21 protein-coding genes and 1 tRNA gene are annotated in these 23,824 nt (G+C 33.8%); 7 read left to right on the forward strand and 15 right to left on the reverse strand.

Annotated elements, in window-relative coordinates; genetic code table 11:
* The first annotated feature begins 10 nt into the window (after positions 1–10).
* Positions 11–2,497, forward strand: coding sequence for a DUF5686 and carboxypeptidase regulatory-like domain-containing protein (locus QLS65_RS15040; RefSeq protein WP_282711481.1), 2,487 nt, complete (start codon positions 11–13; stop codon positions 2,495–2,497).
* Between the two features lie 88 nt (positions 2,498–2,585).
* Here QLS65_RS15040 and QLS65_RS15045 read toward each other — a convergent pair whose 3' ends face one another.
* The 4 genes from QLS65_RS15045 to QLS65_RS15060 form a co-directional block, all read right to left on the reverse strand.
* Positions 2,586–3,452 (reverse strand): cation diffusion facilitator family transporter, encoded by an 867-nt coding sequence (locus QLS65_RS15045; protein WP_282711482.1) that lies wholly within the window; start codon positions 3,450–3,452, stop codon positions 2,586–2,588.
* Positions 3,453–3,568: 116 nt separating this feature from the next.
* Positions 3,569–4,879, reverse strand: coding sequence for a UDP-N-acetylglucosamine 1-carboxyvinyltransferase (gene murA, locus QLS65_RS15050; RefSeq protein ID WP_282711483.1), 1,311 nt, complete (start codon positions 4,877–4,879; stop codon positions 3,569–3,571).
* A 100-nt stretch (positions 4,880–4,979) separates the two neighbouring features.
* On the reverse strand, positions 4,980–5,705 hold the full coding sequence (locus tag QLS65_RS15055) for a DUF4290 domain-containing protein (RefSeq protein WP_282718550.1): 726 nt from the start codon (positions 5,703–5,705) through the stop codon (positions 4,980–4,982).
* 89 nt (positions 5,706–5,794) lie between these two features.
* Positions 5,795–6,079, reverse strand: coding sequence for a DUF493 family protein (locus QLS65_RS15060; RefSeq protein WP_099716115.1), 285 nt, complete (start codon positions 6,077–6,079; stop codon positions 5,795–5,797).
* Between the two features lie 147 nt (positions 6,080–6,226).
* Between QLS65_RS15060 and QLS65_RS15065 the strand changes: the two genes are divergently transcribed.
* From QLS65_RS15065 to QLS65_RS15085, 5 genes are all read left to right on the forward strand, one after another.
* A complete protein-coding gene (locus QLS65_RS15065) occupies positions 6,227–6,766 on the forward strand; it encodes an AAA family ATPase (protein WP_282718551.1) in 540 nt (179 codons plus the stop codon).
* A 58-nt stretch (positions 6,767–6,824) separates the two neighbouring features.
* Positions 6,825–8,720: a RecQ family ATP-dependent DNA helicase gene (locus QLS65_RS15070; protein WP_282718552.1), complete on the forward strand. Its 1,896-nt coding sequence runs from the start codon at positions 6,825–6,827 to the stop codon at positions 8,718–8,720.
* Complete coding sequence (gene fmt / locus QLS65_RS15075; protein WP_099716118.1) at positions 8,720–9,667, forward strand: methionyl-tRNA formyltransferase; 948 nt, start codon at positions 8,720–8,722, stop codon at positions 9,665–9,667. The genes QLS65_RS15070 and fmt overlap by 1 nt, the downstream gene beginning before the upstream one ends.
* A 179-nt stretch (positions 9,668–9,846) precedes the next feature.
* The gene (locus tag QLS65_RS15080) at positions 9,847–10,119 is read left to right on the forward strand and encodes an HU family DNA-binding protein (protein ID WP_073017033.1); all 273 of its coding nucleotides are present in this window, start codon (positions 9,847–9,849) and stop codon (positions 10,117–10,119) included.
* A 120-nt stretch (positions 10,120–10,239) separates the two neighbouring features.
* A complete protein-coding gene (locus tag QLS65_RS15085) occupies positions 10,240–10,800 on the forward strand; it encodes a YqgE/AlgH family protein (RefSeq protein WP_121341195.1) in 561 nt (186 codons plus the stop codon).
* Here QLS65_RS15085 and QLS65_RS15090 read toward each other — a convergent pair.
* Complete coding sequence (locus tag QLS65_RS15090) at positions 10,797–11,636, reverse strand: aminotransferase class IV (protein ID WP_282718553.1); 840 nt, start codon at positions 11,634–11,636, stop codon at positions 10,797–10,799. The two genes, QLS65_RS15085 and QLS65_RS15090, sit on opposite strands and share 4 nt — an antisense overlap.
* A 54-nt stretch (positions 11,637–11,690) precedes the next feature.
* Complete coding sequence (locus QLS65_RS15095) at positions 11,691–12,083, reverse strand: START-like domain-containing protein (protein WP_099716121.1); 393 nt, start codon at positions 12,081–12,083, stop codon at positions 11,691–11,693.
* 155 nt (positions 12,084–12,238) lie between these two features.
* Here QLS65_RS15095 and QLS65_RS15100 point away from each other — a divergent pair.
* Positions 12,239–12,315, forward strand: a tRNA-Met gene (locus QLS65_RS15100).
* Between the two features lie 262 nt (positions 12,316–12,577).
* Here the strand turns inward: QLS65_RS15100 and QLS65_RS15105 are convergent.
* From QLS65_RS15105 to QLS65_RS15145, 9 genes are all read right to left on the reverse strand, one after another.
* Positions 12,578–14,314, reverse strand: a complete 1,737-nt coding sequence (locus QLS65_RS15105) for an ATP-binding protein (RefSeq protein WP_282718554.1) — start codon at positions 14,312–14,314, stop codon at positions 12,578–12,580.
* Between the two features lie 108 nt (positions 14,315–14,422).
* Complete coding sequence (locus QLS65_RS15110; RefSeq protein WP_282718555.1) at positions 14,423–15,550, reverse strand: sensor protein KdpD; 1,128 nt, start codon at positions 15,548–15,550, stop codon at positions 14,423–14,425.
* A gap of 101 nt (positions 15,551–15,651) precedes the next feature.
* On the reverse strand, positions 15,652–16,734 hold the full coding sequence (locus tag QLS65_RS15115; protein WP_282718556.1) for a porin: 1,083 nt from the start codon (positions 16,732–16,734) through the stop codon (positions 15,652–15,654).
* A gap of 158 nt (positions 16,735–16,892) precedes the next feature.
* Positions 16,893–17,447, reverse strand: a complete 555-nt coding sequence (locus QLS65_RS15120) for a K(+)-transporting ATPase subunit C (RefSeq protein WP_282718557.1) — start codon at positions 17,445–17,447, stop codon at positions 16,893–16,895.
* A 51-nt stretch (positions 17,448–17,498) separates the two neighbouring features.
* The gene (gene kdpB / locus QLS65_RS15125; RefSeq protein ID WP_282718558.1) at positions 17,499–19,556 is read right to left on the reverse strand and encodes a potassium-transporting ATPase subunit KdpB; all 2,058 of its coding nucleotides are present in this window, start codon (positions 19,554–19,556) and stop codon (positions 17,499–17,501) included.
* 152 nt (positions 19,557–19,708) lie between these two features.
* Complete coding sequence (gene kdpA, locus QLS65_RS15130; RefSeq protein ID WP_282718559.1) at positions 19,709–21,430, reverse strand: potassium-transporting ATPase subunit KdpA; 1,722 nt, start codon at positions 21,428–21,430, stop codon at positions 19,709–19,711.
* A gap of 108 nt (positions 21,431–21,538) precedes the next feature.
* Positions 21,539–21,616, reverse strand: coding sequence for a K(+)-transporting ATPase subunit F (gene kdpF / locus QLS65_RS15135; RefSeq protein ID WP_072975519.1), 78 nt, complete (start codon positions 21,614–21,616; stop codon positions 21,539–21,541).
* A 124-nt stretch (positions 21,617–21,740) separates the two neighbouring features.
* On the reverse strand, positions 21,741–22,022 hold the full coding sequence (locus QLS65_RS15140; RefSeq protein WP_282711493.1) for a DUF7674 family protein: 282 nt from the start codon (positions 22,020–22,022) through the stop codon (positions 21,741–21,743).
* A gap of 163 nt (positions 22,023–22,185) precedes the next feature.
* Positions 22,186–23,523 carry a sigma-54-dependent transcriptional regulator gene (locus QLS65_RS15145; protein WP_282718560.1) on the reverse strand — a complete coding sequence of 446 codons (1,338 nt, stop codon included), beginning with the start codon at positions 23,521–23,523 and terminating at the stop codon, positions 22,186–22,188.
* Positions 23,524–23,824: the final 301 nt, after the last annotated feature.

Raw genomic sequence — 23,824 nt, forward strand, 5'->3', positions numbered from 1 at the left:
AAAAACTTTCATGAGAAAATACTACCTACTTCTAATTTCATTGGTGTCGCTTACCAACTATGCACAAATAAAAGGAACCGTTTCTGACGAAAAAGGGAATCCTCTGCCTTTTGTGACTATTTTTCAAGAAGAAACCTATAATGGGACTACCTCAAATGAAGTAGGTAAATATGAACTCAACTTGAAGAAAGCGGAAAAGCAAACAGTAGTATTTCAATTTTTAGGTTTTAAAACACAAAGAATAACAATTCAGACGGATAAATTACCCTATTCATTTGACGTTAAAATGATTGAAGAAAGTTATTCTTTGAATGAAGTTGTAATCAATACCAAAATCAATCCTGCAATTGCTATCATAAAAAAAGCGATTGCCAGCAAAAAAGAAAATACTGAAAAAACAGTACGTTTCAATGCTGATTTTTATTCCAGAGGAATTTTCAAACTAAAAAATGCCCCTAAAAAAATATTTGGTCAAAAAATTGGCGATCTGAATGGTTCTTTGGATTCTACAGGAACGGGAATTATTTCATTGTCTGAAACTTTTTCTAAAATTACTTTTGAGAAACCCAATAATCTAAGAGAAGTCGTAACCGCCTCCAAAGTAAGCGGAAGAGATAATGGCTACAGTTACAATACGGCCAGATCTTCGTTTTATGACTTCTATGACAATACGATTGATTTTGGAGTTAATATGATTTCTCCTATCGCAAATAATGCTTTCAATTATTATAAATACAAATTAGAAAGTACTTTTTATGATGCCAATAATCAAATGATTAATAAAATAAAAGTTACTGCAAAACGTGACAGCGAACCTGTTTTTGAAGGTTACATTTATATTGTTGAAGATTCTTGGGCCATATATGCCGTTGACTTGGACATTAAAGGTTATCGAATGAAAGAAGAATTTGTAGATGTAATGACCCTAAAACAAAACTTCAGTTACAACAAAAGCAACAAAATTTGGGCTAAAAACACACAAAGTCTTGATATTACAGCAGGAGCCTTTGGAATAAAATTCAATGGAAAATACACCTATGTCTACAGTAATTACGAATTTGTGAATTCGTTTGCTAAAAAAACGTTTACAAATGAGATTACAAGTGTCGAAATAAATTCAAATAAAAAAGATTCTATTTTTTGGAATAGCAACAGACCCATTCCTTTAACAATTGAAGAGAGTAATGATTATATTCGAAAAGACAGTATTTATAAGGTTCGAAATTCTAAAAAATATTTAGACTCTATTGATGCAAAAGGGAATAAATTTAAACTGCTGAAAATCCTAACGGGTTATACTTATAGAAACAGTTCAGAGAAAAATTCCTTTAGTTACGAAGGATTACTAAATCTAGGTTCTCTAAGTTTCAATACTGTACAAGGATATAATTTTGATTCGGGATTTAGATACTCCAACTGGAAAAATCAAGAAAAGAAAGGAATATACACTTCTATAAGTACAAAAATCAATTACGGTTTTGCTGAAGATCGTTTGCGTGTAACAGGACAATTTATCCATCGGTTCAACAATCAGAATTATGCTACTTTATATATGACAGGAGGTAGTTCAGTCAAACAATTTAATGCAGAACAACCCATTAGTGCTACTATAAATTCGATAAGTTCATTGGCATTCAAGAACAATTTCATGAAGTTGTATAATCTGGAATCGGGGGCAATTGGCTACAGCCAAAATATTGCAAATGGAGTAAACCTAAATGGAAAAATAGAATACCAGCAACGTAAACCATTATTCAACAACACTGATTTTTCTTTGTTTAAGAAGGATGATTTATACACTTCAAATAATCCTTTGGCACCAAATGATTTCACCACTCCAGCTTTTCAAAAACACCATTTGACGAAAGCTACTTTAAATGCGAGAATCAATTTTGGAAACAAATATTCTTCTCGTCCAGACGGAAAATATAATATAAGAAATGAAAAATATCCTACACTATTTTTAGGATATGAAAAAGGCTTTGCTGCCAATGAAAAAAAATATGAATTTGACCATGTAAATGCACGATTAACTTATGATTTAAAATTAGAAAATAAAGGAACTCTAGGAATGAATTTAAAAGCCGGGAAATTCCTGAATGCAGAAAATATCTCCTTTGTAGATTACAAACATTTCAATGGCAATCAAACACACATAGGTCAGACAGAACGCTACTTGAATGTTTTTAACTTATTGCCTTATTATTCTAACAGTACAAATAACCGTTATTTTGAAGCACACGCAGAATACAATGACGAAGGATATTTTATGAATAAAATTCCGTTGTTGAATAAATTAAAATCAACATTAATTCTAGGTGCTCATACACTTTCTACACCAAATATTAAGCCATACACTGAGTTCACGATAGGTTTAGATAATTTAGGATTTGGAAAATTTAAGATGCTAAGAGTTGACTATGTACGTTCCTACCAAAATGGATTTCAAGGTGACGGAGTAGTTTTTGGACTTAAATTTTTAAATATTTTAGAGTAAAACTTCCACAAGAAAAAAAGGCGCAAGAAGATTATTTCTTGTGCCTTTTTTTTGTCTTATAAATTTCAAAATTAATTAAATTATGAAATTAATTCGGTTCTACGTGAATCAAAACGTGACCTAATTCCGGGATTTCCTCTCGCAAGGTATCTTTCAGTTTGTGTGCTAAATCATGCCCTTCTTTTACTGTAATATTCGAATCCACAATTGCATGTAAATCTACGTGATATTGCATTCCTGCTTTTCGAATAAAACACTTTTCGGTATCTATTATTCCGTCTACTTGAAGTGAAACTATTCTAATTTGCTCAATCAAATCATCGTATAAATGTTCATCCATGATTTCGCCCAAAGCGGGTCTGAATATTTGATAACTATTATAAAGAATGAATCCCGAAGCAAAAAGTGCAGCCCAATCATCAGCAGATTCGTATCCATTTCCTAAAATCAAAGCAATTGAAATCCCAAGAAATGCCGCTACCGATGTTATAGCATCGCTACGATGATGCCAAGCATCAGCTCTCAAAGAAGAACTATTGGTTTGAATGCTCCTTTTCATCACTACTCGAAAGGAATACTCTTTCCAAATAATTATTGCCCCTAGAACGATTAATGTCCATGGTTTTGGCAATTCATGTGGCGTACCAATATTGATGATACTTTCATAAGCGATGATGGTGGCAGAAGTGATTAAGAAACCAACAACCAAAAAAGTGATCAAAGGCTCTGCCCTTCCATGTCCGTAAGGATGATTTTTATCTGCAGGTTTATTCGAATATTTTATTCCAAATAAAACTAAAAATGAAGCAAAAATATCCGTGGTAGATTCAATTGCGTCCGCTATTAAAGCATACGAATTTCCAAAAAAACCTGCCAGACCTTTAATAATGGCCAAAGATGTATTTCCAATAATACTAAAATAAGTGGCCTTTATCGCTGTTTGTTCCGTTGACATGCTCTTTTTCTAAAGATGAATTAAAATTAAAAACGTTTAAGTAAACCGTATTGAATGGTTAGATTCAAATCCAATTTGGTTTACTTAAACGATATTTTTGTAATTATTTATTTGATTTATGCACGTACAATATTAGCGCCAATAGCTCTCAATCGTTCGTCAATACGCTCGTACCCTCTGTCTATTTGTTCAATATTCTGAATGGTACTTGTTCCTTTTGCTGAAAGCGCAGCAATCAACAATGAGATTCCCGCACGAATATCCGGAGAAGACATTGTGGTGGCTTTCAATTGTGATTTGAAATCGTGTCCCATAACAACGGCACGGTGTGGATCACACAACATGATTTTAGCCCCCATATCAATTAATTTATCCACAAAGAACAATCTGCTTTCAAACATTTTTTGATGAATCAATACATCACCTCTCGCTTGAGTGGCAACAACAAGAACAATACTTAATAAATCCGGAGTAAATCCAGGCCAAGGAGCATCTGCAATTGTTAAAATAGAACCGTCAATATCTGTTTTTACTTCATATCCGTCTACGTGAGCAGGAATGTAAATATCATCTCCTTTACGCTCCAGGGTAATTCCAAGTTTTCTGAAAGTATTAGGGATTACTCCTAAGTTATCCCAACTTACATCTTTTATCGTGATTTCTGATTTTGTCATTGCAGCAAGACCTATCCAGCTTCCTATTTCAATCATATCAGGAAGAATTCTATGCTCACAACCACCTAAACTTTCAACACCTTCAATAGTCAATAAGTTAGACCCAACACCTGTAATTTTAGCTCCCATGGAGTTTAACATCTTACACAATTGTTGTAAATAAGGTTCACAAGCAGCATTATAAACTGTTGTTTTTCCTTTGGCCAAAACGGCAGCCATAACAATATTTGCTGTTCCGGTAACTGAAGCTTCGTCCAGTAACATATCGGCACCTTTCAATCCTTTAGGCGCTTCTACACCATAAAAATGATCTTCTCTGTTGTAACGGAATTTTGCTCCAAGATTTATAAATCCTTCAAAGTGGGTATCTAATCTTCTACGTCCAATTTTATCACCACCTGGTTTTGGAATATATCCTTTTCCAAATCGTGCCAAAAGTGGTCCAACAATCATAATAGAACCACGAAGAGAACCGCCTTCTTTCTTGAATGCTTCGGTTTCTAAATACGCTATATTCACTTCATCAGCTTGAAAAGTATAAGAGCCAGATCCAGTTTTTTGGATTTTAACTCCTAAATTTCCTAAAAGCGTAATTAGTTTATTGATGTCAATAATATCAGGAATATTATTAATAATCACTTTTTCAGGGGTTAAAAGAACAGCACATAAAATTTGTAATGCTTCATTTTTGGCTCCTTGTGGCGTGATTTCTCCTTTAAGACTAATGCCGCCTTCTATTTTAAAAATTCCCATATTTTTTTACAATTATGAATTATGAATGAATAAACTATGAATTGATAAACTACGATTTTTTTAAACTCATAACTTATAATTGATACCTTATAACTAAATTTTACAACGGTTTTCTATTTTGATTTTTGTGAATCGGATTTGGTTTTCCAGTTTTTGTATTCTTATTACTTTGATTTTTTGGAGGACCAGCCGGTGAGATTTTATTAGAAACTCGCTTATTGGTTCGCAATAAATCAGTGGTATTAAGAAGCTCTTCGGTACTTTGAAGCAAATTCAATTTACCGCCTGACAATTCATATAAATGTTCGAAAATAACATCATCCTTAACAGTGTCTTTGTTCCAACTCAAATAGGATTTTTTCATGTGATTAGCAATAACTTTCACTAAAGCACTTTTCATTTCACCATCTTCCCATTTATTGGCTACATCAATCATGTATTTTATGTTGTTGCCGTAGTATCTATATTTTGGAAAATTCTGAGGATAACTTAACACATCCGGTTTCAATTGTAATACTTCACGGGATGGAATTGGGTATGGAGAATCAGCCACTAATTTAAAATCAGACATAATAAAAATCTGATCCCACAACTTGTGCTGAAAATCAGGAACATCACGCAAATGTGGATTCAAACTTCCCATAACCTGAATAATGTATTTTGCCGCTTTATTGCGTTCTACATCATCTTCAATTTTGGTCGCTTGATCAATTAATTTTTGCAAATGGCGTCCATATTCTGGAATAATCAAATGCGATCTTTCCGCATTATATTCCAAATGATGCACCACATCGTTCGAGTTTTCTTTAATATATTTTGAATTCATATTCGAATGTATATTTTTTAATCTTACATGCTCTTTTTCGAAGATTTGCAATCATTCGATTGTATATGCATCAAAATTTAGTTTTGTATCTAAAGAGAAATAATTCCCTTAATGGTAGAAACTTCTAGGTATTTATCTACTATTTCTTGTGAATCTTTCATGGTTACATCAACAGATATACTGGTAAACTTACCCGTCTTAGATTTTGTCGTTTTTATAACCGCTCCCATACAATCAAAAGCCAGTTGAACACGTTCGATATTGTCCTCTTCAGTTGGCACAATAAACTTAAACAAGTATTCTGCCGGCCATGTATTGCTCATGTCCAACTCTACTTTTAATCTATCATAAAATTCTTGAGTGTTCTTATCCATTTTTCATTTAAAAATAAAGGCAAATATACAGTTTCAAACGTAAATTATGAATTTTGAATTATGATTTTTTACCTAATATTATTTTAACCGCAATCATTTTTTCAAATCCCAATAAGTTTAAGTAAATTTGCCCCTTATTTTTTAAAGGTGCAGAAAGAAATCATAGTTATCATTGGCGGTCCAGGAACAGGTAAAACAACTATCATCGATGGATTGATAGCCAAAGGACATTGTTGTTATCCCGAAATTTCACGGGAAGTAACTTTGGAAGCAAAAAAACAAGGAATTGAGCAGTTATTCCTTGAAAAACCAATCTTATTCAGTGAATTACTCCTTGAAGGAAGAAAAAAACAGTTTCATAATGCTTCCAAAGAGCCACATGAAATCGTTTTTATTGACCGAGGAATTCCAGATGTTTTGGCTTACATGCATTATATTGGCGATAGCTATCCTGCGTCTTTTGACATCGCTTGTCGCGAACATACGTACTCAAAAATCTTCATTCTTCCGCCTTGGGAAGAAATTTATATTAGCGATCACGAACGTTATGAAAACTTCGAACAAGCTAAACTTATCTATAATCACCTTACTGAAACGTATCAAAGTTACGGTTACGAACTCATAGAAGTTCCTAAAGATACTCTGGATAACAGAATTCTTTTTATCTTAGATGAAATTTCTAAATAATTTTCGAGTTTAGAAGTTACAATTTGGGATTTTTTCTACGAATTGAAATCTGTAATCTATGCAAGAAGCGTTAGCTATTCTTCAAAAATATTGGAAACACGACAAATTCAGGTCGCTGCAAAAGGAAATTATTGATTCCGTTTTAAGTGGTCAAGACACCTTTGCATTGATGCCAACCGGAGGAGGGAAATCTATATGTTTCCAGATTCCGGCAATGATGAACGAGGGAATTTGTCTGGTAATTTCGCCATTGGTCGCACTGATGAAAGATCAAGTTGCTAATTTGCAAAAGCGAAACATCAAAGCCATTGCATTAACTGGTGGCATCAGATCCGAAGAAATGATTGATTTGCTGGACAATTGCCAATTCGGCAATTATAAATTCCTCTATTTATCCCCGGAACGCTTACAATCCGATTGGATTTTGGACCGAATAAAAAGCCTTCCCATAAACTTAATTACCATTGATGAAGCGCATTGCGTATCACAATGGGGACACGATTTCCGACCTGCTTATTTGAAGATTTCGGCATTAAAAAAACATTTCCCAAAAGTACCTTTCCTTGCATTAACGGCTACTGCAACTCCAAAAGTCAAAGAAGACATCATCACTGAACTGGGATTGCATGATGTACACGTTTTTGAGAAATCATTTGCAAGAGAAAATATTGCCTACATGGTTTTTGAAGTAGAAGACAAACTTTTCAGAATAGAACAAATCCTGAAGAAAAATCCAGAATCATCTATCATTTATGTTCGAAACAGAAAATCCTGTCTGGACATTTCGGCACAACTGAATTCGTTAGGATTTAAAGCAACGTATTATCACGGCGGACTTTCGTCCAAAGAAAAAGATAAAAACATGCAATCATGGATGAATGAAGACGTTCAGGTTATTGTGGCCACCAACGCCTTTGGGATGGGAATTGACAAAGCCAATGTAAAAACCGTAATCCACATTCAATTACCCGAAAATTTAGAAAATTATTACCAAGAAGCAGGTCGCGCAGGAAGAAATGGCGAAAAAGCCTATGCTGTTTTGCTAACAAGCTCTTCGGATATAATTCAGGCTGAAAATCAATTTATAAATATTCTTCCAGATAAAAAGTTCTTGAATCTCATGTATGTCAAACTCTGCAATTATTTTCAGATAGCTTACGGAGAAGGAATCAACGAGCAGTTTACATTCAATTTGAATCATTTTTGTTTAAAATATGAATTCCCCACATTGAAAACATACAATGCAATGCAATTTCTGGACAGACAAGGAATTATCAATTTGTCTCAAGAGTTTTCTAAAAAAATTACATTACAATTTCTTATTCCTTCCAAAGAAGTGATTCGTTATATGAGTTTGAATCCGAATGACGAAGAAATTATTTTAGCAATATTGCGAACCTATCCCGGGATTTATGAAATGCAAACCGCTTTCAACTTACAATTGATTGCCAAAAAATCAAATCACAAGGAAGCTGAAATACAAGCGGTCTTACATAAATTAAAAGGAAAAGAAATTATTGAGTACCATTCGAAAAATAATGATTCCACATTAATTTTTAATGAAGTTCGGGAAGATGAAAGAACTATCAGTAGGGTTTCAAAATATTTAGAAAATCAAAATCAACTAAAGAAAGAACAACTTCAATCCGTTCTGAATTATATTACCGAAAAAAAGGTTTGCAAGAACAAGCTTATCTTGAATTATTTTGGAGAAAAAAAGGATGTTGATTGTGGAATTTGTTCCTTTTGTATTACCAAGAAAAACAAGAAAAAAGACAACACGTCACTTTCTGCAGCAATCATAGCTTTATTACAGTCTGAAGATTTAAATTCGAGAGACATACAAAACAGAACTAAAAATAACCCTGACGAAGTTATCTTTGCACTTCAGAATTTATTAGAAAACAACACAATTTTGGTTAAACCAAATAATAAATATACTTTAAAATCATAATGGAAAAATTACGAATTGTTTTTATGGGAACGCCCGAATTTGCAGTGGGAATATTAGATACCATACTCAAAAACAACTACGAAGTTGTGGGTGTCATTACTGCCGCAGATAAACCTGCCGGTCGTGGACAAAAATTAAAATATTCAGCAGTAAAAGAATATGCGCTGGCTAATAATCTTATTTTATTACAGCCTGTAAATCTTAAAGACGAAACTTTTTTATCGGAATTGAAATCGTTGAATGCTAATTTACAAATCGTAGTTGCCTTTAGAATGTTACCAAAAGTAGTTTGGGAAATGCCAGCGTTAGGCACTTTCAATCTTCATGCCTCGCTCCTGCCGAATTATCGCGGAGCAGCGCCTATAAACTGGGCAATAATAAATGGAGAGACAAAAACGGGTGTGACTACTTTTTTTATTGATGACAAAATTGATACCGGTGCAATGATTTTAAGTGCCGAAACACCTATCAATGAAACCGAAAATGCAGGTCAATTGCATGACCGATTAATGGATCTTGGAAGCAAGACTGTTATTGATACTTTGGAGATGATTGAAAAAGGCAATGTATCCACAATTATTCAAAAAGACACTGCCGATATTAAAACGGCTTACAAACTTAATAAAGAGAATTGCAAAATTGACTGGACAAAACCAGCTTTAGAAATCAACAATCTAATTCGAGGTTTGAGTCCATATCCAGCAGCTTGGTGTTTCATTCAGGACAAAAATGAAGAATGGAATGTAAAAATATACGAAGCTAAAATTGTTTTAGAAGATCATAATTACAGCATTGGAAGTTTGATTTGTACCAAAAAAGAAATGAAGATTGCGGTAGAAAATGGATTTATTCAAGTCCTAAGTTTGCAGTTTCCTGGCAAAAAGAAGATGAATACAGCAGAATTACTTAATGGAATTGCATTTTCAGCTGAAGCAAAGGCTCATTAACATCAATAAAAACGGGTGTTTTATTGGTTTTAGTAAGAAATAACTTTCTAATTATTAACAAAAGAAATAAGTTATTAACAAAATAAACTAAAATCAAGCAAAACACTTGCAAGGAACGTATTTCCTACTAAATTTGTGTATTAACAATTTTTTTAACCAACAATTAATAACTAATTATTATGAACAAATCAGAATTAATCGATGCTATCGCTGCTGATGCAGGAATTACTAAAGCTGCAGCAAAATTGGCTTTAGAGTCGTTTTTAGGTAATGTAGGCGGAACTTTGAAAAAAGGTGGAAGAGTATCTTTAGTAGGTTTCGGATCATGGTCTGTTTCTGCTAGAGCTGCAAGAGACGGTAGAAATCCTCAAACAGGAAAAACTATTCAAATCGCTGCTAAAAATGTAGTGAAATTTAAAGCAGGTGCAGAATTAGAAGGTGCGGTAAACTAATTTTAGTTCCCCCAATATAATCAAAACCTTCCATCTGGAAGGTTTTTTTATGCGTTTCAACGATTTTATTTTGCATTATTATAATAAAAAACTTAAATTTAATAAAAAAAACACATTCCGATGATTACAGATAAACTAAAGAAAGGATATTTGCTTATAGCAGAGCCTACGATAATTGGGGATCTATCATTCAACAGATCGGTGATTTTATTAGCTGATTACAACGAAGAAGGATCAGTTGGTTTTATAATTAACAAACCCTTGAAATATACTATACATGATTTAATTCCGGATATAGACGCGCGATTTAAGATTTATAACGGCGGTCCGGTAGAACAAGACAACCTCTATTTTATACATAACATTCCAGAATTGATTCCCAATAGCATCGAAATCTCTAATGGAATATACTGGGGAGGTGATTTTGAATCGACAAAGGAATTAATCAACAAAGGAGCCATTAACAACGATAACATCCGATTCTTTCTAGGTTATACAGGTTGGAATGAAAACCAACTAGAAAATGAAATGGAAAGTCATTCCTGGATTATTACCGCGAATAGCTACGAGAATAAAATAATTGGAAAATCAGCTACTCATTTCTGGAAAGAGCAAATCATGGAATTGGGAGGAGAATATATTATCTGGTCCAATGCCCCTGAAAATCCATACTTAAATTAAATTGTACTGATCATTTCATTAAGTTTCGCTAACAATTCAACAGATAGATTCGTACTGAATGCTTTTTTTCGGTATTGTGTTATCGGTTGAATTCCTTTTATGACATTTGTAATAAATAATTCATCTGCTTTTTGAAGGTCAAATGGTGAGATTACTTCCTCTACAACTTCTAAATTTCCTAGTTTTTTAGCCAAACTTAGAATTTGTTTTCTCATAACACCATTTAAGCATCCTTCAGAAACCGGAGGTGTAACTAATTTGCTACCCAATAGCATGAATATATTACCCTGTAAAGCTTCTACAACATTTTTACTATCGTTCAACAGCAAACAATTATCTAGACCATTTTCATTTGCAAAAATGCTTCCTGTTATGTTTATAATTTTATTGGTCGTTTTAATAGACGAAAGCAATTGTTTTGTGATGTAAAAATCCTTGTATAAATCAACTTCATATTGCTTTTTTTCAATTGAATATAACGTATTTTCAAGCGCTATTGAATGAATAATAAAAGATACTGAATTATTTTGCGGCAAATAATATCCACCGTCATTTCTATAAACGGTAATTCGAGCACGAGAAGAATTTAGCGCTTGATTTTTTGCGACTAAAGAAAGTATTTGCTCTTCAAGGTATTCCATGGTAAAATTCATCGGGATTTCCATCCTAACAACACGCATTGAAGACATTAACCTAAAATAATGATCCTCGAGAAAAAGGATTTTATTGTTTATTATTTTAACCGTTTCAAAAACGGCATCGCCATATAAAAAAGCTCGGTTTTGTGTCAATATATTAGCATCCTCAGATACAATAGTTCCATTAAAATTAATCATAAAAAAGCCCTAAATTTTATTCAGGGCAAATATAAGTTATAAAATACTATTTTACTATACGGAACCTATTAGATGTTTAAGGTCTGAGATTTGATTTTCCCACAATAATGTAGCCTCGTCAACCTCATCTTTCTCTGCAAAATCGACAACCATCAAAGAAACATCTTTGGTAAGTTCATCCACTAAAATATGCAACTCAAAAAAGTATTCCGTGTCTTTACTATTCTCATCAACCCATTTGAATTTTACTTTTTCACCTGTTTTCTTTGAAGCAAGTCTAGCTTTCTCTTGGGAATCATTCCAAATGAAGGTAAAAAATTCACCACGAGAATTCACATTATCAGCAAACCATTCAGATAAACCTGACGGAGTCGATATATATTGATACAATAATTGAGGCGAAGAATTTATGGGAAACTCGATTTCGTAACGTACTTTTTGATCCATGAGCTACATTTATTTTTTTCGAAATATATAGAATATAACTCCGAAAAAAAAGCGTTTTTAAAAATATTTTTTTTTATTAAAAATATGCTTGCAAGCATTAATTTTATTTTTATATTTGCACCCGCATTCAGGGATGGTTATGCACCCGGAATCATGGCGAGATAGCTCAGTCGGTTAGAGCGCAGGATTCATAACCCTGAGGTCCCGAGTTCAAATCTCGGTCTCGCTACCAAAGCAAAAACCCTAACATCAATATGTTAGGGTTTTTTATTGAAATTATATTTCGAAAATACCGACTGCAAATGGCTCAAGTGGGGAAAATGAGTGAGGAATTTTATAAATTGAGATAAAAAATCACTAAACATTAAACATTTTAATTTTCAAAGTCATTTTTCAATCATCGGGAATTTGGCAGATTGTTAGACTATTTGATTTTTGGATTGTTCAATTTTAAATCTTCAACATTTTTTTTAAATAAATCTATTTCAAAAATTTTAAACCGCAGTCAATTTAAAGTAAAAAGTACTTCCCAGTCCCAATTCACATTCAACTCCAATAGTTCCACTTTGTGCTTCAATAAATTCTTTACTTATTGCTAAACCTAAGCCCGTTCCAGATTTATTGCTTCCTGGAATTTGAAAATACTTATCAAAAACTTTGTCTTTATACCTTTTATCAATTCCTTTTCCACTATCTACAACTTGAAACACTACTTGGCTGTTTTCTCTTTTGAGTTTGACAATTATTTTACTTTGATTTGAAGAGTAAGTTATAGCATTAGTTAGAAAGTTAATTAATACCCAGCCCGTTTTTTCACTGTCAGCTTTTACATCTGGCAATTCATCTTCTCCATCAATAATTAGTTCAATTTCCTTTTGATCAGCTCGAACTTTTACAGCATCTATAGCATATTTTACCATTTGATACGGGTTACTTTTCTCTATACTTAAATGGATATTTCCTGTTTCTAATTGCGCCATATCCAATAATTCACCTGTAATTTTTAAAAGTCTTTTGCTGTCCTCTTTTATGCTCTCGATTAACTGTTCTTGCTCTTCGTTTATTTTTCCTATTTCTGGTTTTTCTAATAATTGTAAACTTAATTTTATGGATGCAATTGGTGTTTTTAATTCATGTGAGACCGTCGCAATAAAATTTGTTTTGGCAAAATCCAATTCTTTAAAAACGGTAATGTTTCTCAAAATAATCACATCACCAATAGTGGTAGTTTGGTCTTCACCTGTTGATTGTATGGTAATTGTTACAGTTTCTTTCTCGAAATAACTTTCTTTTCCATCCGCAAAAATTTTCATGGGAAGCGATTTTTGTCTTGGATTTTTAATATCACTTTCTAATTCTTTTATAATTAATGAGCGCATCAAATCATTTGTCAAAGCCAAAGAAGGAGCTAGTTTACCAATCACATCTTCTGATTTCAATCCCATAATTTTCAAGGCTTCGTCATTCGCAAATAATACAAGACCATCATTATCCAATCCTATAATCGGGTCATGCATATTATTAATCAGTGTTTCCAATCGTTTCTTTTCAAAAGATAGTTTATGTAGGTTGCTATTACTGTATTCCTCCAGTTTTTGTGCCATCGTATTGAAGGATTTGGCCAAATCGCCATACTCATTATGATTCATAAAATGTACGCGTTGCGAATAGTTTTTATTGGCAATTTCCTTAATACTTGCTGTAAGCTCTTTTATTGGATTGGCAATATTATTAGGCAAATTCACTAATAAATTGAACGCAATCAAAAAACAAAGTGTTCCAATAACGGCTATCCACAAATTAGCGGTTTCTGCAGTATGTTTAGCAATATCACTTTTCTCTTTTATCGCAATCATATTCAATTTCATGATTTCGAAAATGTCCTGACGTATTTGACTTTTTATGTTTTCATCTGTTCTGTTTTTTTCTAAAAAATCAAAACTTTTTTGCAAATTATACGTCACTTTATCTTCCCCGATTTCTGTGATATTGGCAATTTGATTCTTCAGATTAGTTTCAAAAACAGCAATTGCCTTTCCTTTATCGACATTAATTTCATCTAATGAAAGAAGCATGTTCCGAGAATATTCTAAGGTATTATAATTCGCTTTCAGAATGTTTTCGGTATCTTTCTTTATCGAAAAAATATAAAACGAAGCTATTATTGACAAAATAATTATCATTAGAAAAAGCAGCCCAACACCCAGGTTTAATTTAGTTTTAATTTTCATAGTGTCATTGCGAGAAATGAAGTAATCCCATCCTCTTTTATTTAATTCGTTTTTTATTTATCACTACTATTTACGGCTATAAATTTGTGAACTTGCGGCTACATTCTTTTATGACAAAATCACTAAATCAACTTTTGATAACGAAAGACTATTCAATAAGCGTCTGAAAATTGTTGTAGACAAAATTACTTTAAATAAATTGAAGTGTGGTTTTCCTATGCAAACCGTTGTAATGTTTTTTTGCTCCACAATTTTCAGCATTGCATTTGTAATATTAGGATTTTGAACTTTAATCACTTCTGCTCCAAGTTGTGTGGCTAATTTGAAATTGTTTATCAAATGACGCTGCTTGTCCAATGCAATTTTATCACTGCTTTCTTTTGGTGTTTCCACATACAAAACAGACCAATTACAATTGTAATAACTAGCCAAACGAGCTGCTTTTCTGATTACAATTTTAGCCGTTTTATCATTACTGCTGATGCAAGCCAGCAGTTTTTCATGTCTAAAAGCACTATTGTTTAAAACTTCATTCTCTACTTTTCTAAGCACTTGACCCGCAACTTCTTTCAAAGCTAATTCTCGCAATTGCAAAATCTGATCTGATTTGAAGAAATTATTCAAAGCCATCTGTATCTTATCCGCAGTGTAAATTTTCCCTTCTTTCAATCGCGCAATCAAATCCTCTGATGTTAAATCAATATTCACCACCTCATCCGCCAGCCGCAGTACATTATCCGGAATTCGCTCCTGGACATCTATATTGGTAATGCGTTTTACATCTTCGTTCAGACTTTCAATATGCTGAATATTCACTGCCGAAATTACATTAATTCCCGCTTCCAAAATCTCCAAAACATCCTGCCAGCGTTTCTCGTTTTTACTCCCCTCAATATTTGTATGCGCCAATTCATCAACAATAACCACTTCAGGACGTAAATTGATAATGGCTTGCACGTCCATTTCCTCGAGTTGTTTGCCTTTATAGAAAAGTGTCCTTCTTGGAATTACAGGCAACCCTTCTAACAATTCATGGGTTTCTTTGCGAAAATGCGTTTCGATATACCCAATTTTTACGTCAATACCTTTTTTCAATAACGTATGTGTTTCCTGTAACATTCGAAACGTTTTGCCCACACCGGCACTCATCCCAATGTAGACTTTAAACTTTCCTTTACGTGATTTTCGGATTAAATCCAGAAAGTGCTTAACGTTATGTTCTTTTTCTTGTTCCATTGTCTGATAGAATGAAAAGTAAGAAGCAAAATGTGAAATGTTTGTGATTGACCGCATCTCTCCTTTACATTTCACTTCTCACATTTTACATCTTCCTTTTTTTAAAACGAAATCGCTAATGAAGTCGTTAAAAATAAATTTTCATTACTAGGCAAATTATCTTTCAAAAATACCGCATCCTTACTATTCAAATTTCTGGCTTCTACTCTAAACATTACATTTTCAGTAACCAAATAATCAAAATTAGCCGAAAAACCATAAGTCTTAAATCCGTTTGGCGTTCCCGTGGCAATGATTACCTCTTTTTCGTCTTGGTAATATTCGCCTCTTGCTGCCAATTGAATTTTAGCGGTTGGTTTGTATTGCAAAATCAAAATTGGTGAAAACCATACATCATATTTGTCACTTTTATGGGCTGATTGTTGCGAACCAATATCAAAACCAGACACAACACTTGCTTTTTCAGACACTTTAAACAATGCGTAAAAATTATTGAAATAACGCCATTTTCTGTCATTGTTCGGTTGCTCATTTCCAACATAGGTACTCCAGTTCAACGTTGTTTTTGAATTGAGTTTATAACTTACTTGTGTCCCAAAAGCCGGCGTTTGATTGCCTTCGATTTTCTGAATGCGTTGCCAACCGTTCAAATACATCGCAGCCAAATACCATTTTTCTGATTTCGAAGTATAGCCAATTTTAACTCCTGCTTCATAATACGGAGAATTGTCAGCCAAAATACTTCTGGTCAGCGTCATGCAATCTTTACCAATGGCGCTTTCAAAACCAATATGTGAAGGCATGATTCCTGCATCAATCCATAAATTTTGATTTTTAGCAATTTTCACTCCCACATTGGCTTCATATACATTTTTCAATAAGCCCTGTTCTGCGGCCAAATTATATTCGGGATACGTACCAGCCATCAAAGCAAAATTTCCGCGAACATTGTCTTGCGAATAATTCACTTTTGCCAATCCTAAATTCAAATTGACCTCATTATGTTTGTTATGACTGTAAAAAAATCCGGGTCTGACGTGATTGTCGGGTTCGCCAAAATCATAACTGTAATACGTTTCTATATAACTCGAAAACGTGAAAGGACTTTTCTCTTTCCCACCTTCTTGAGCATTGATTGTTGTAAATCCGAAAGCTAATAAAGCGGAAATTATTATTTTTTTCATTGTTTTTGTCATTGCGAGGACCGAAGCAATCTCATCCTCATTATTTATATTAAGAGCTAATCCCGCTATCATTCCAAATCTTTTCTTTTTTTTAAGGAAAAAATAAAAGGATTTTCCCTTCTATCGGGGCTAAAAAATTTGTTCTATAATTTATTTTTTTATTTCAATTCATCCAAAGCTATATTCAACTCCAAAACATTTACCGTTGAAGTTCCCATAACTGTTGGCACATTGATTTTACTTTCTACCAAAGCTTTTACTTTTTCTTCTGATAATTTTCTTGCTTCCGCCACTCGTTTCACTTGAATCAACGCTCCTTGTGGTGAAATATTCGGATCTAAACCACTACCGGAAGCTGTAACCATATCCGATGGAATTTCTTCTTTTTTTAAATAAGGATGAACGATTAAAAAAGTATCAATTCTTTTTTGGACCAAAGCAAGATAATCTGCATTGCTGGGTCCTTTATTACTTCCGGCACTTCCGGCAGCATTATAATCCACCGCTGATGGTCTTCCCCAAAAATAATTTGACTTATCGAATTTCTGTCCAATTTTTTGATATCCTACCACTTTTCCGTTAACGGTAACCGTTTCTCCTTTTCCTTTATTTGGAGCCAATTGCGCTATCCCAAAAATCGCCATGGGATAAATGATAGCTAGCAATACCAGCATGAATAGTGTGAATTTGAGTATTGAAAATATATTTTTCATTTGTTTATTTTTTTAAACCTAACCCGTTTTAAAAATAGGTTAAGCCTGATTCTACATGAATAATGCTACAGCCAAATCGATTAATTTGATTCCGATAAACGGTATAATCAATCCACCAAGACCATAAATCAAAAGATTTCTTTTTAAAATGGCACTCGCGCCAATTGGTTTATAGTCGACCCCTTTTAAGGCCAGCGGTATCAATATTGGAATAATAATCGCGTTGAAAATTACCGCCGATAAAATGGCACTTTCCGGGCTGTGCAAACGCATAATATTCAATCCTTCGAGCGCTGGTATAGCCGTGATGAAAAGTGCGGGAACAATGGCAAAATATTTGGCAACGTCATTTGCAATCGAGAACGTAGTAAGCGTTCCTCTAGTCATCAACAATTGTTTCCCAATTTCTATGATTTCAATTAACTTGGTAGGATCATTGTCTAAATCGACCATATTTCCAGCTTCTTTTGCAGCTTGAGTTCCGCTGTTCATGGCCACACCTACATCGGCTTGCGCCAAAGCGGGTGCGTCATTCGTTCCGTCGCCCATCATCGCTACCAGTTTGCCGTTTTGTTGCTCGTTTTTGATGTAGTTCATTTTATCCTCCGGTTTGGCTTCGGCAATAAAATCATCAACACCTGCTTTTTCGGCAATGAATTTTGCAGTCAACGGATTATCACCAGTAACCATCACGGTTTTTACTCCCATTTTTCGCAATCGGTCAAAACGTTCTTTCATTCCTGTTTTGATAATATCCTGCAATTCTATAACACCCTGAACGATATTATTTTTAACTACAACCAATGGCGTTCCTCCATTAGAGGATATTTCGATTACCTGTTGCGCTGTATCCTCCGGAAATACATTTCCGGCTTGTTTTGCAATATTTTTTACTGCATCCTGCGCGCCTTTTCTAATATCTGTTCCGTCTTTTAAGACAACACCACTGGTTCTGGTTTCAGCAGTAAACTTGATAGTGTGTAAAATGTGAGAAGTGTGTTGTGAAATGTCGGACTCCATTTTACCGTTTACATCTAACATTTTACTGAGCTCAATGATGCTTTTCCCTTCCGGTGTATCATCAGCAAGCGAACTCAAAACTGCCGATTTGATAAAATCGTCTTCCGAGATTCCTTTTGCAGGATAAAAACGAGTTGCTTTTCTATTTCCAATAGTTATTGTTCCCGTTTTATCCAAAAGTAATACATCAATATCTCCGGCAGTTTCCACTGCCTTTCCTGATTTAGTAATTACATTGGCACGCAAGGCTCGATCCATTCCTGCAATTCCAATTGCAGATAACAAACCGCCAATTGTTGTTGGAATTAAACAAACAAAAAGGGAAATGAAAGCCGCAATGGTTATTGGTGCATTTGCATAATCAGCAAACGGTTTTAAGGTCACACAAACAATCACAAAGATTAAAGTAAAGGCTGCCAACAAAATCGTTAAGGCAATTTCGTTTGGTGTTTTCTGACGGCTTGCTCCTTCTACCAAAGCAATCATTTTATCCAGAAAACTCTCCCCTGGTTCGTTTGTCACGATAACTTTAATTTTATCCGATAATACTTTTGTCCCTCCGGTAACTGATGATTTATCACCACCAGCTTCCCGAATTACAGGAGCACTTTCTCCCGTAATCGCACTTTCGTCAATTGTAGCTAAACCTTCGATGATTTCACCGTCAGTGGCAATTAAATCACCTGCTTCACAAATGAAAACATCACCTTTTTTCAATTCAGATGAGCTGATATTTTTGATTTCACCATTAGCTAAAACCTGTCTTGCTGGTGTTTCTTCCCGTGTTTTTCTCAAACTGTCGGCTTGTGCTTTTCCACGAGCTTCAGCGATAGCTTCGGCAAAATTGGCAAACAAAAGCGTTGCTAATAAAATTAAAAACACGATGAAATTATAAGCAAAACTACCTTGATCCTGTGAGCCAAACAAAATGGCAATACACACAGCAAACATAATCGCTGTACCGATTTCTACGGTAAACATTACCGGATTTTTGAACATTATTTTCGGGTTAAGCTTCACAAAAGACTGCACCAAGGCATCTTTTACCTGCTTCCCTTCGAATAATGAATTGGATTTATTTTTAGTCATTTTTTTAGTCTTTTTCCAAAATTAATTTAGTTTTCAATATTCTTTAAACCATTAAGGAATTAAGTGAATTAACCTTATTTAACTTCACTTGCCTTAATATCTTAATGGTTTTATACTAAATTCATTTTAATTTATGGTTTAAATTATTAAATCTATTTTAGGGTAAAATATTCCGCCAATGGACCTAAAGCCAATGCAGGAAAGAACGATAAAGCTGCAATAATGGCGATTACAGCAAAAACCATCACACCAAAAATGGTCGTATCAGTTTTTAAAGTTCCTGCACTTTCCGGAATGTATTTTTTATTGGCTAATAATCCTGCAATAGCCAATGGCCCGATTATAGGAATGAAACGACTCAATAACAAAACAATTCCTGTAGTGATGTTCCAAAACGGATTGTTATCTCCCAAACCTTCAAAACCAGAACCATTATTGGCGGCACTTGATGTATATTCGTATAGCATTTCCGAAAATCCATGATGTCCGAGATTGTTTAACCAGCCTGTAGCATTACCGCTAAACCAATAGCCAATTGCGGTATCATTTGCAGCAAAATAAGAAGCCAAAGCCGTTCCTGACAATATCAATAAAGGATGAAGAATAGCGATAAAAGCAGCTATTTTGACTTCTCGGGCTTCAATTTTCTTTCCTAAAAATTCCGGTGTTCTACCCACCATTAAACCCGAAATAAATACAGCGAGAATAATAAAAACATAGAAGTTCAAGAAACCAACACCGCAACCGCCATAAAAAGCATTGACCATCATAGCCAATAATTGCATGGAACCTGAAACTGGCATCGAACTATCGTGCATACTATTGACCGATCCTGTAGAAATTACGGTCGTAGCAATACTCCAAAATCCAGAAATAGCGGGTCCAAAACGGACTTCCTTGCCTTCCATAGCTCCAGTAGTTTGTGAGATCCCCATTTTTTTGATGGCTGGATTTCCATTCAATTCTGACATTACAGTTGGGATTACCAATAGCAAAAAACCAATAGTCATTACTCCAAAAACTACATGTGAAAATTTTCTTTTCTTTAAATAAAAACCCAGTGCAAAAATCATTGCAAACGGAATGATTAATTGTGCCCATAATTCAACCGCATTCGTAAAATAAGTAGGATTCTCTAAAGGATGCGCAGAATTAGTTCCGAAAAATCCACCACCGTTGGTTCCTATATGTTTGATGGCAATAAATACTGCGGCAGGACCACGAGAAACCGCTACTGAATCTCCTTGTAAAGTGGTAATCGTATCTTTTCCTTCAAAAGTCATTGGCGTTCCGCTGAATAACAAAGCGATAGCTACAATTGCAGAAAGCGGCAATAAAATACGAGTACAACTTTTGATAAAATAATTATAGAAATTACCTAATTTATCGGTAGTTCTTTCTTTCATTGCATTGAAAACCATGGCGGCGGCGGCCATTCCTACACCTGCAGAAACAAACTGCAAGAACATTAAAAACATTTGTGATAAATAAGAAACACCGCTTTCGCCTGAGTAATGCTGTAAATTACAATTTACAACAAACGAAATGGCTGTATTGAAAGCCAAATCGGGTGACATAGATGGATTATTATCAGGATTTAAAAATAAAGATCCTTGAAACAATAAAATGAAAAAGCAAAGGAAAAACCAAACCATATTGACACTCAATAGTGCTTTTAAGTGTTGTTTCCAGTTCATTTCTTCGGTAGCATTGATACCGCTGATTTTGAAAATAAATTTTTCAATTGGATTGAAAATCGGGTCAAGGAATGTTTTATCTCCTATAAAAACTTTAGCAATATATTTTCCAACGGGAATAGCTAAAATTATTGAGAGAATAAAAATAACGATGACACCAAATAATTCTGTGTTCATAATTTGTTGTTTTTTTGTGAAATGTAAATTATAAAATGTGAGATGCGTAGTACTGTAGATTTTTCGTCTTCTTACTCTTTACAATTCAAATTTTACTTTTTACATGAATTAAAACTTTTCAGGTTTGATTAATACATAAACCAAATAGCCGAAAACAGCTATTGAAATAATAAATAGTGCAGTCATAGTTTAGATTTTTTCAAAAAATTCGACGGATTTAAAACAAATCGCAAACAGCAAAACGGCTAATGCGAGTAATAGAATAGTGATTAACATAGATTTTAGATTATTAGACAATCGATTTGCCTCATTATACTCCTGAAGTATTGATTTGTTTAATGTATTCTGCTTTCAACGATTTAGGAAAAAGATTTGAAATACTGCAATGGCGTAATTCCATAAAAGAGGAAACCGAAAAAAGATAAACATTGGAAATAGCGATTTTTGTTTCGTTGCTTCCTGTTATCAATAATTGTTCAGCAAGTGCTAAACATTTTTTTGCTCTGGAAATATTTCCCGTAATAATTGCAGTCTTGGTGATCTCGGCAAAGCGTTCTGCTTGTTTGTAAATCGTGCTGACTTGATTTTTCATAAGAATGATTTTTATGTTCTTCATCGCTTATGCCAAAATGTATTCCAAGAAAAATAAAACTTTATAATTGATTGTGAATTAAGGCTTGATGATTCCCAACTAAAAAAAGACATAAAAAAAGCCTATCAAAATGATAGGCTTTTCTCAAAACAATAGGTTTCTATTATATGTTATATTCGTCTAATTTTCTATAAAGCGTTGCAATTCCTATTTCTAGTAAACGTGCCGTTTCTGCTTTATTCCCTTTGGTGTAATTTATAACTTTCTGGATGTGAAGTTTTTCAATACTTTGCATCGAAAAAGCCGACATCGTCTTATTGGAATTATCTTGCTGATGCTGAATTTCATAAGGCAAAACATCTTGCGTGAGGCTTAAATCATTAGCTAAGATAACGGCTCGCTCAATGACGTTTTTTAATTCTCGAATATTTCCCGGCCAATAATATGTTTGCAATTTAAGAAGGAATTCTGGATCAATGGATAAGGTTTGCTTGTTCGTTTTAGCTGAAAATTGTTTTACAAAATACTGCGCCAATGGAGCAATATCTTTTATTCTTTCTCGCAAGGGCGGAATTACAATCTCGAAAATATTAAGTCTAAAATACAAATCAGAACGAAAATGATGCGCTTCACTTTCGGTTTTCAAATTTCGGTTTGTTGCTGCTATTAGCCTGAAATTTGATTTTTTGGGAGTCGTATCTCCTATTTGAATGTATTCATTAGTTTCTAAAACCCGTAACAATTTAGCTTGCAATTCCAATGGCATTTCGCCAATTTCATCCAGAAATAAAGTTCCTCCATTAGCCTCTTCAATAAATCCTTTTTTATCTTTAACAGCTCCTGTAAAAGCACCTTGCTTATGACCGAATAATTCACTCTCAAGAATTTCCTTGCTGAAAGTGCTACAGTTTAGTGCTACAAATGATTTTCCGATGCGGTTACTGTTTTCATGAATTGCTTGCGCAAAAACTTCCTTTCCTGTTCCTGTTTCTCCTGTTAAAAGAACTGTTGAATCTGTTTTAGAAACTTTTTGAGCCAAATCAATTACTTGCTCCAATCCTTTAGATTTTCCAATAATGGTATCAAATGAATATTTATCTGAGATTCTTTTTTCGAGTTGTTTGACTTTTTTTTGCAATTGCACCTTTTCCAATGCTTTGTACAAAAGCGGAATGATTTTATCATTATCATCCCCTTTTACTATATAATCAAAAGCTCCGTTTTTCATGGCTTGAATCCCATCGGAAATTTTCCCGAAAGCTGTCAATAAGATAACTTCTGTCAATGGAAAACTTGTTTTCATCTTATGAAGAAATTCAACACCATTGCCATCAGGTAGTTTGACATCGCAAAGAACGACATCAATATCTTTGCTTTCCATTTTTTTAAAACCCGATTTTAAATCCGATGCTTCAAAAACTTCAAATCCTTCAGATTTTATAATTCTAGCGAGAAGTCCACGAAGTTTTTCTTCGTCGTCGATGATAAGTATATTTTTCAAAACAGGCTCTAAATAAATTTAATAAACAAAATTACATCTTTGCCTCTTTAGAGAGGTCATATCTTCTAATAAATTTTTATTAATGCAGTTTTAAATTTTAATGTTAACCGTAAACAAATCTCGGTCTCGCTACCAAAGCAAAAACCCTAACATCAATATGTTAGGGTTTTTATATTTAAAATTTGTAAAATTCTTCAGACCTCAACCCCAGTAGTAACGAAAATAGTTAGATCAATATAATACCTTTCGAGTATCTCATGAGTTGAATGTGATGATAAAAAATCTGCAAAGAGTTTTTTTA

It is taken from the genome of Flavobacterium algoritolerans, assembly GCF_030010385.1.
Taxonomy (GTDB): domain Bacteria; phylum Bacteroidota; class Bacteroidia; order Flavobacteriales; family Flavobacteriaceae; genus Flavobacterium; species Flavobacterium algoritolerans.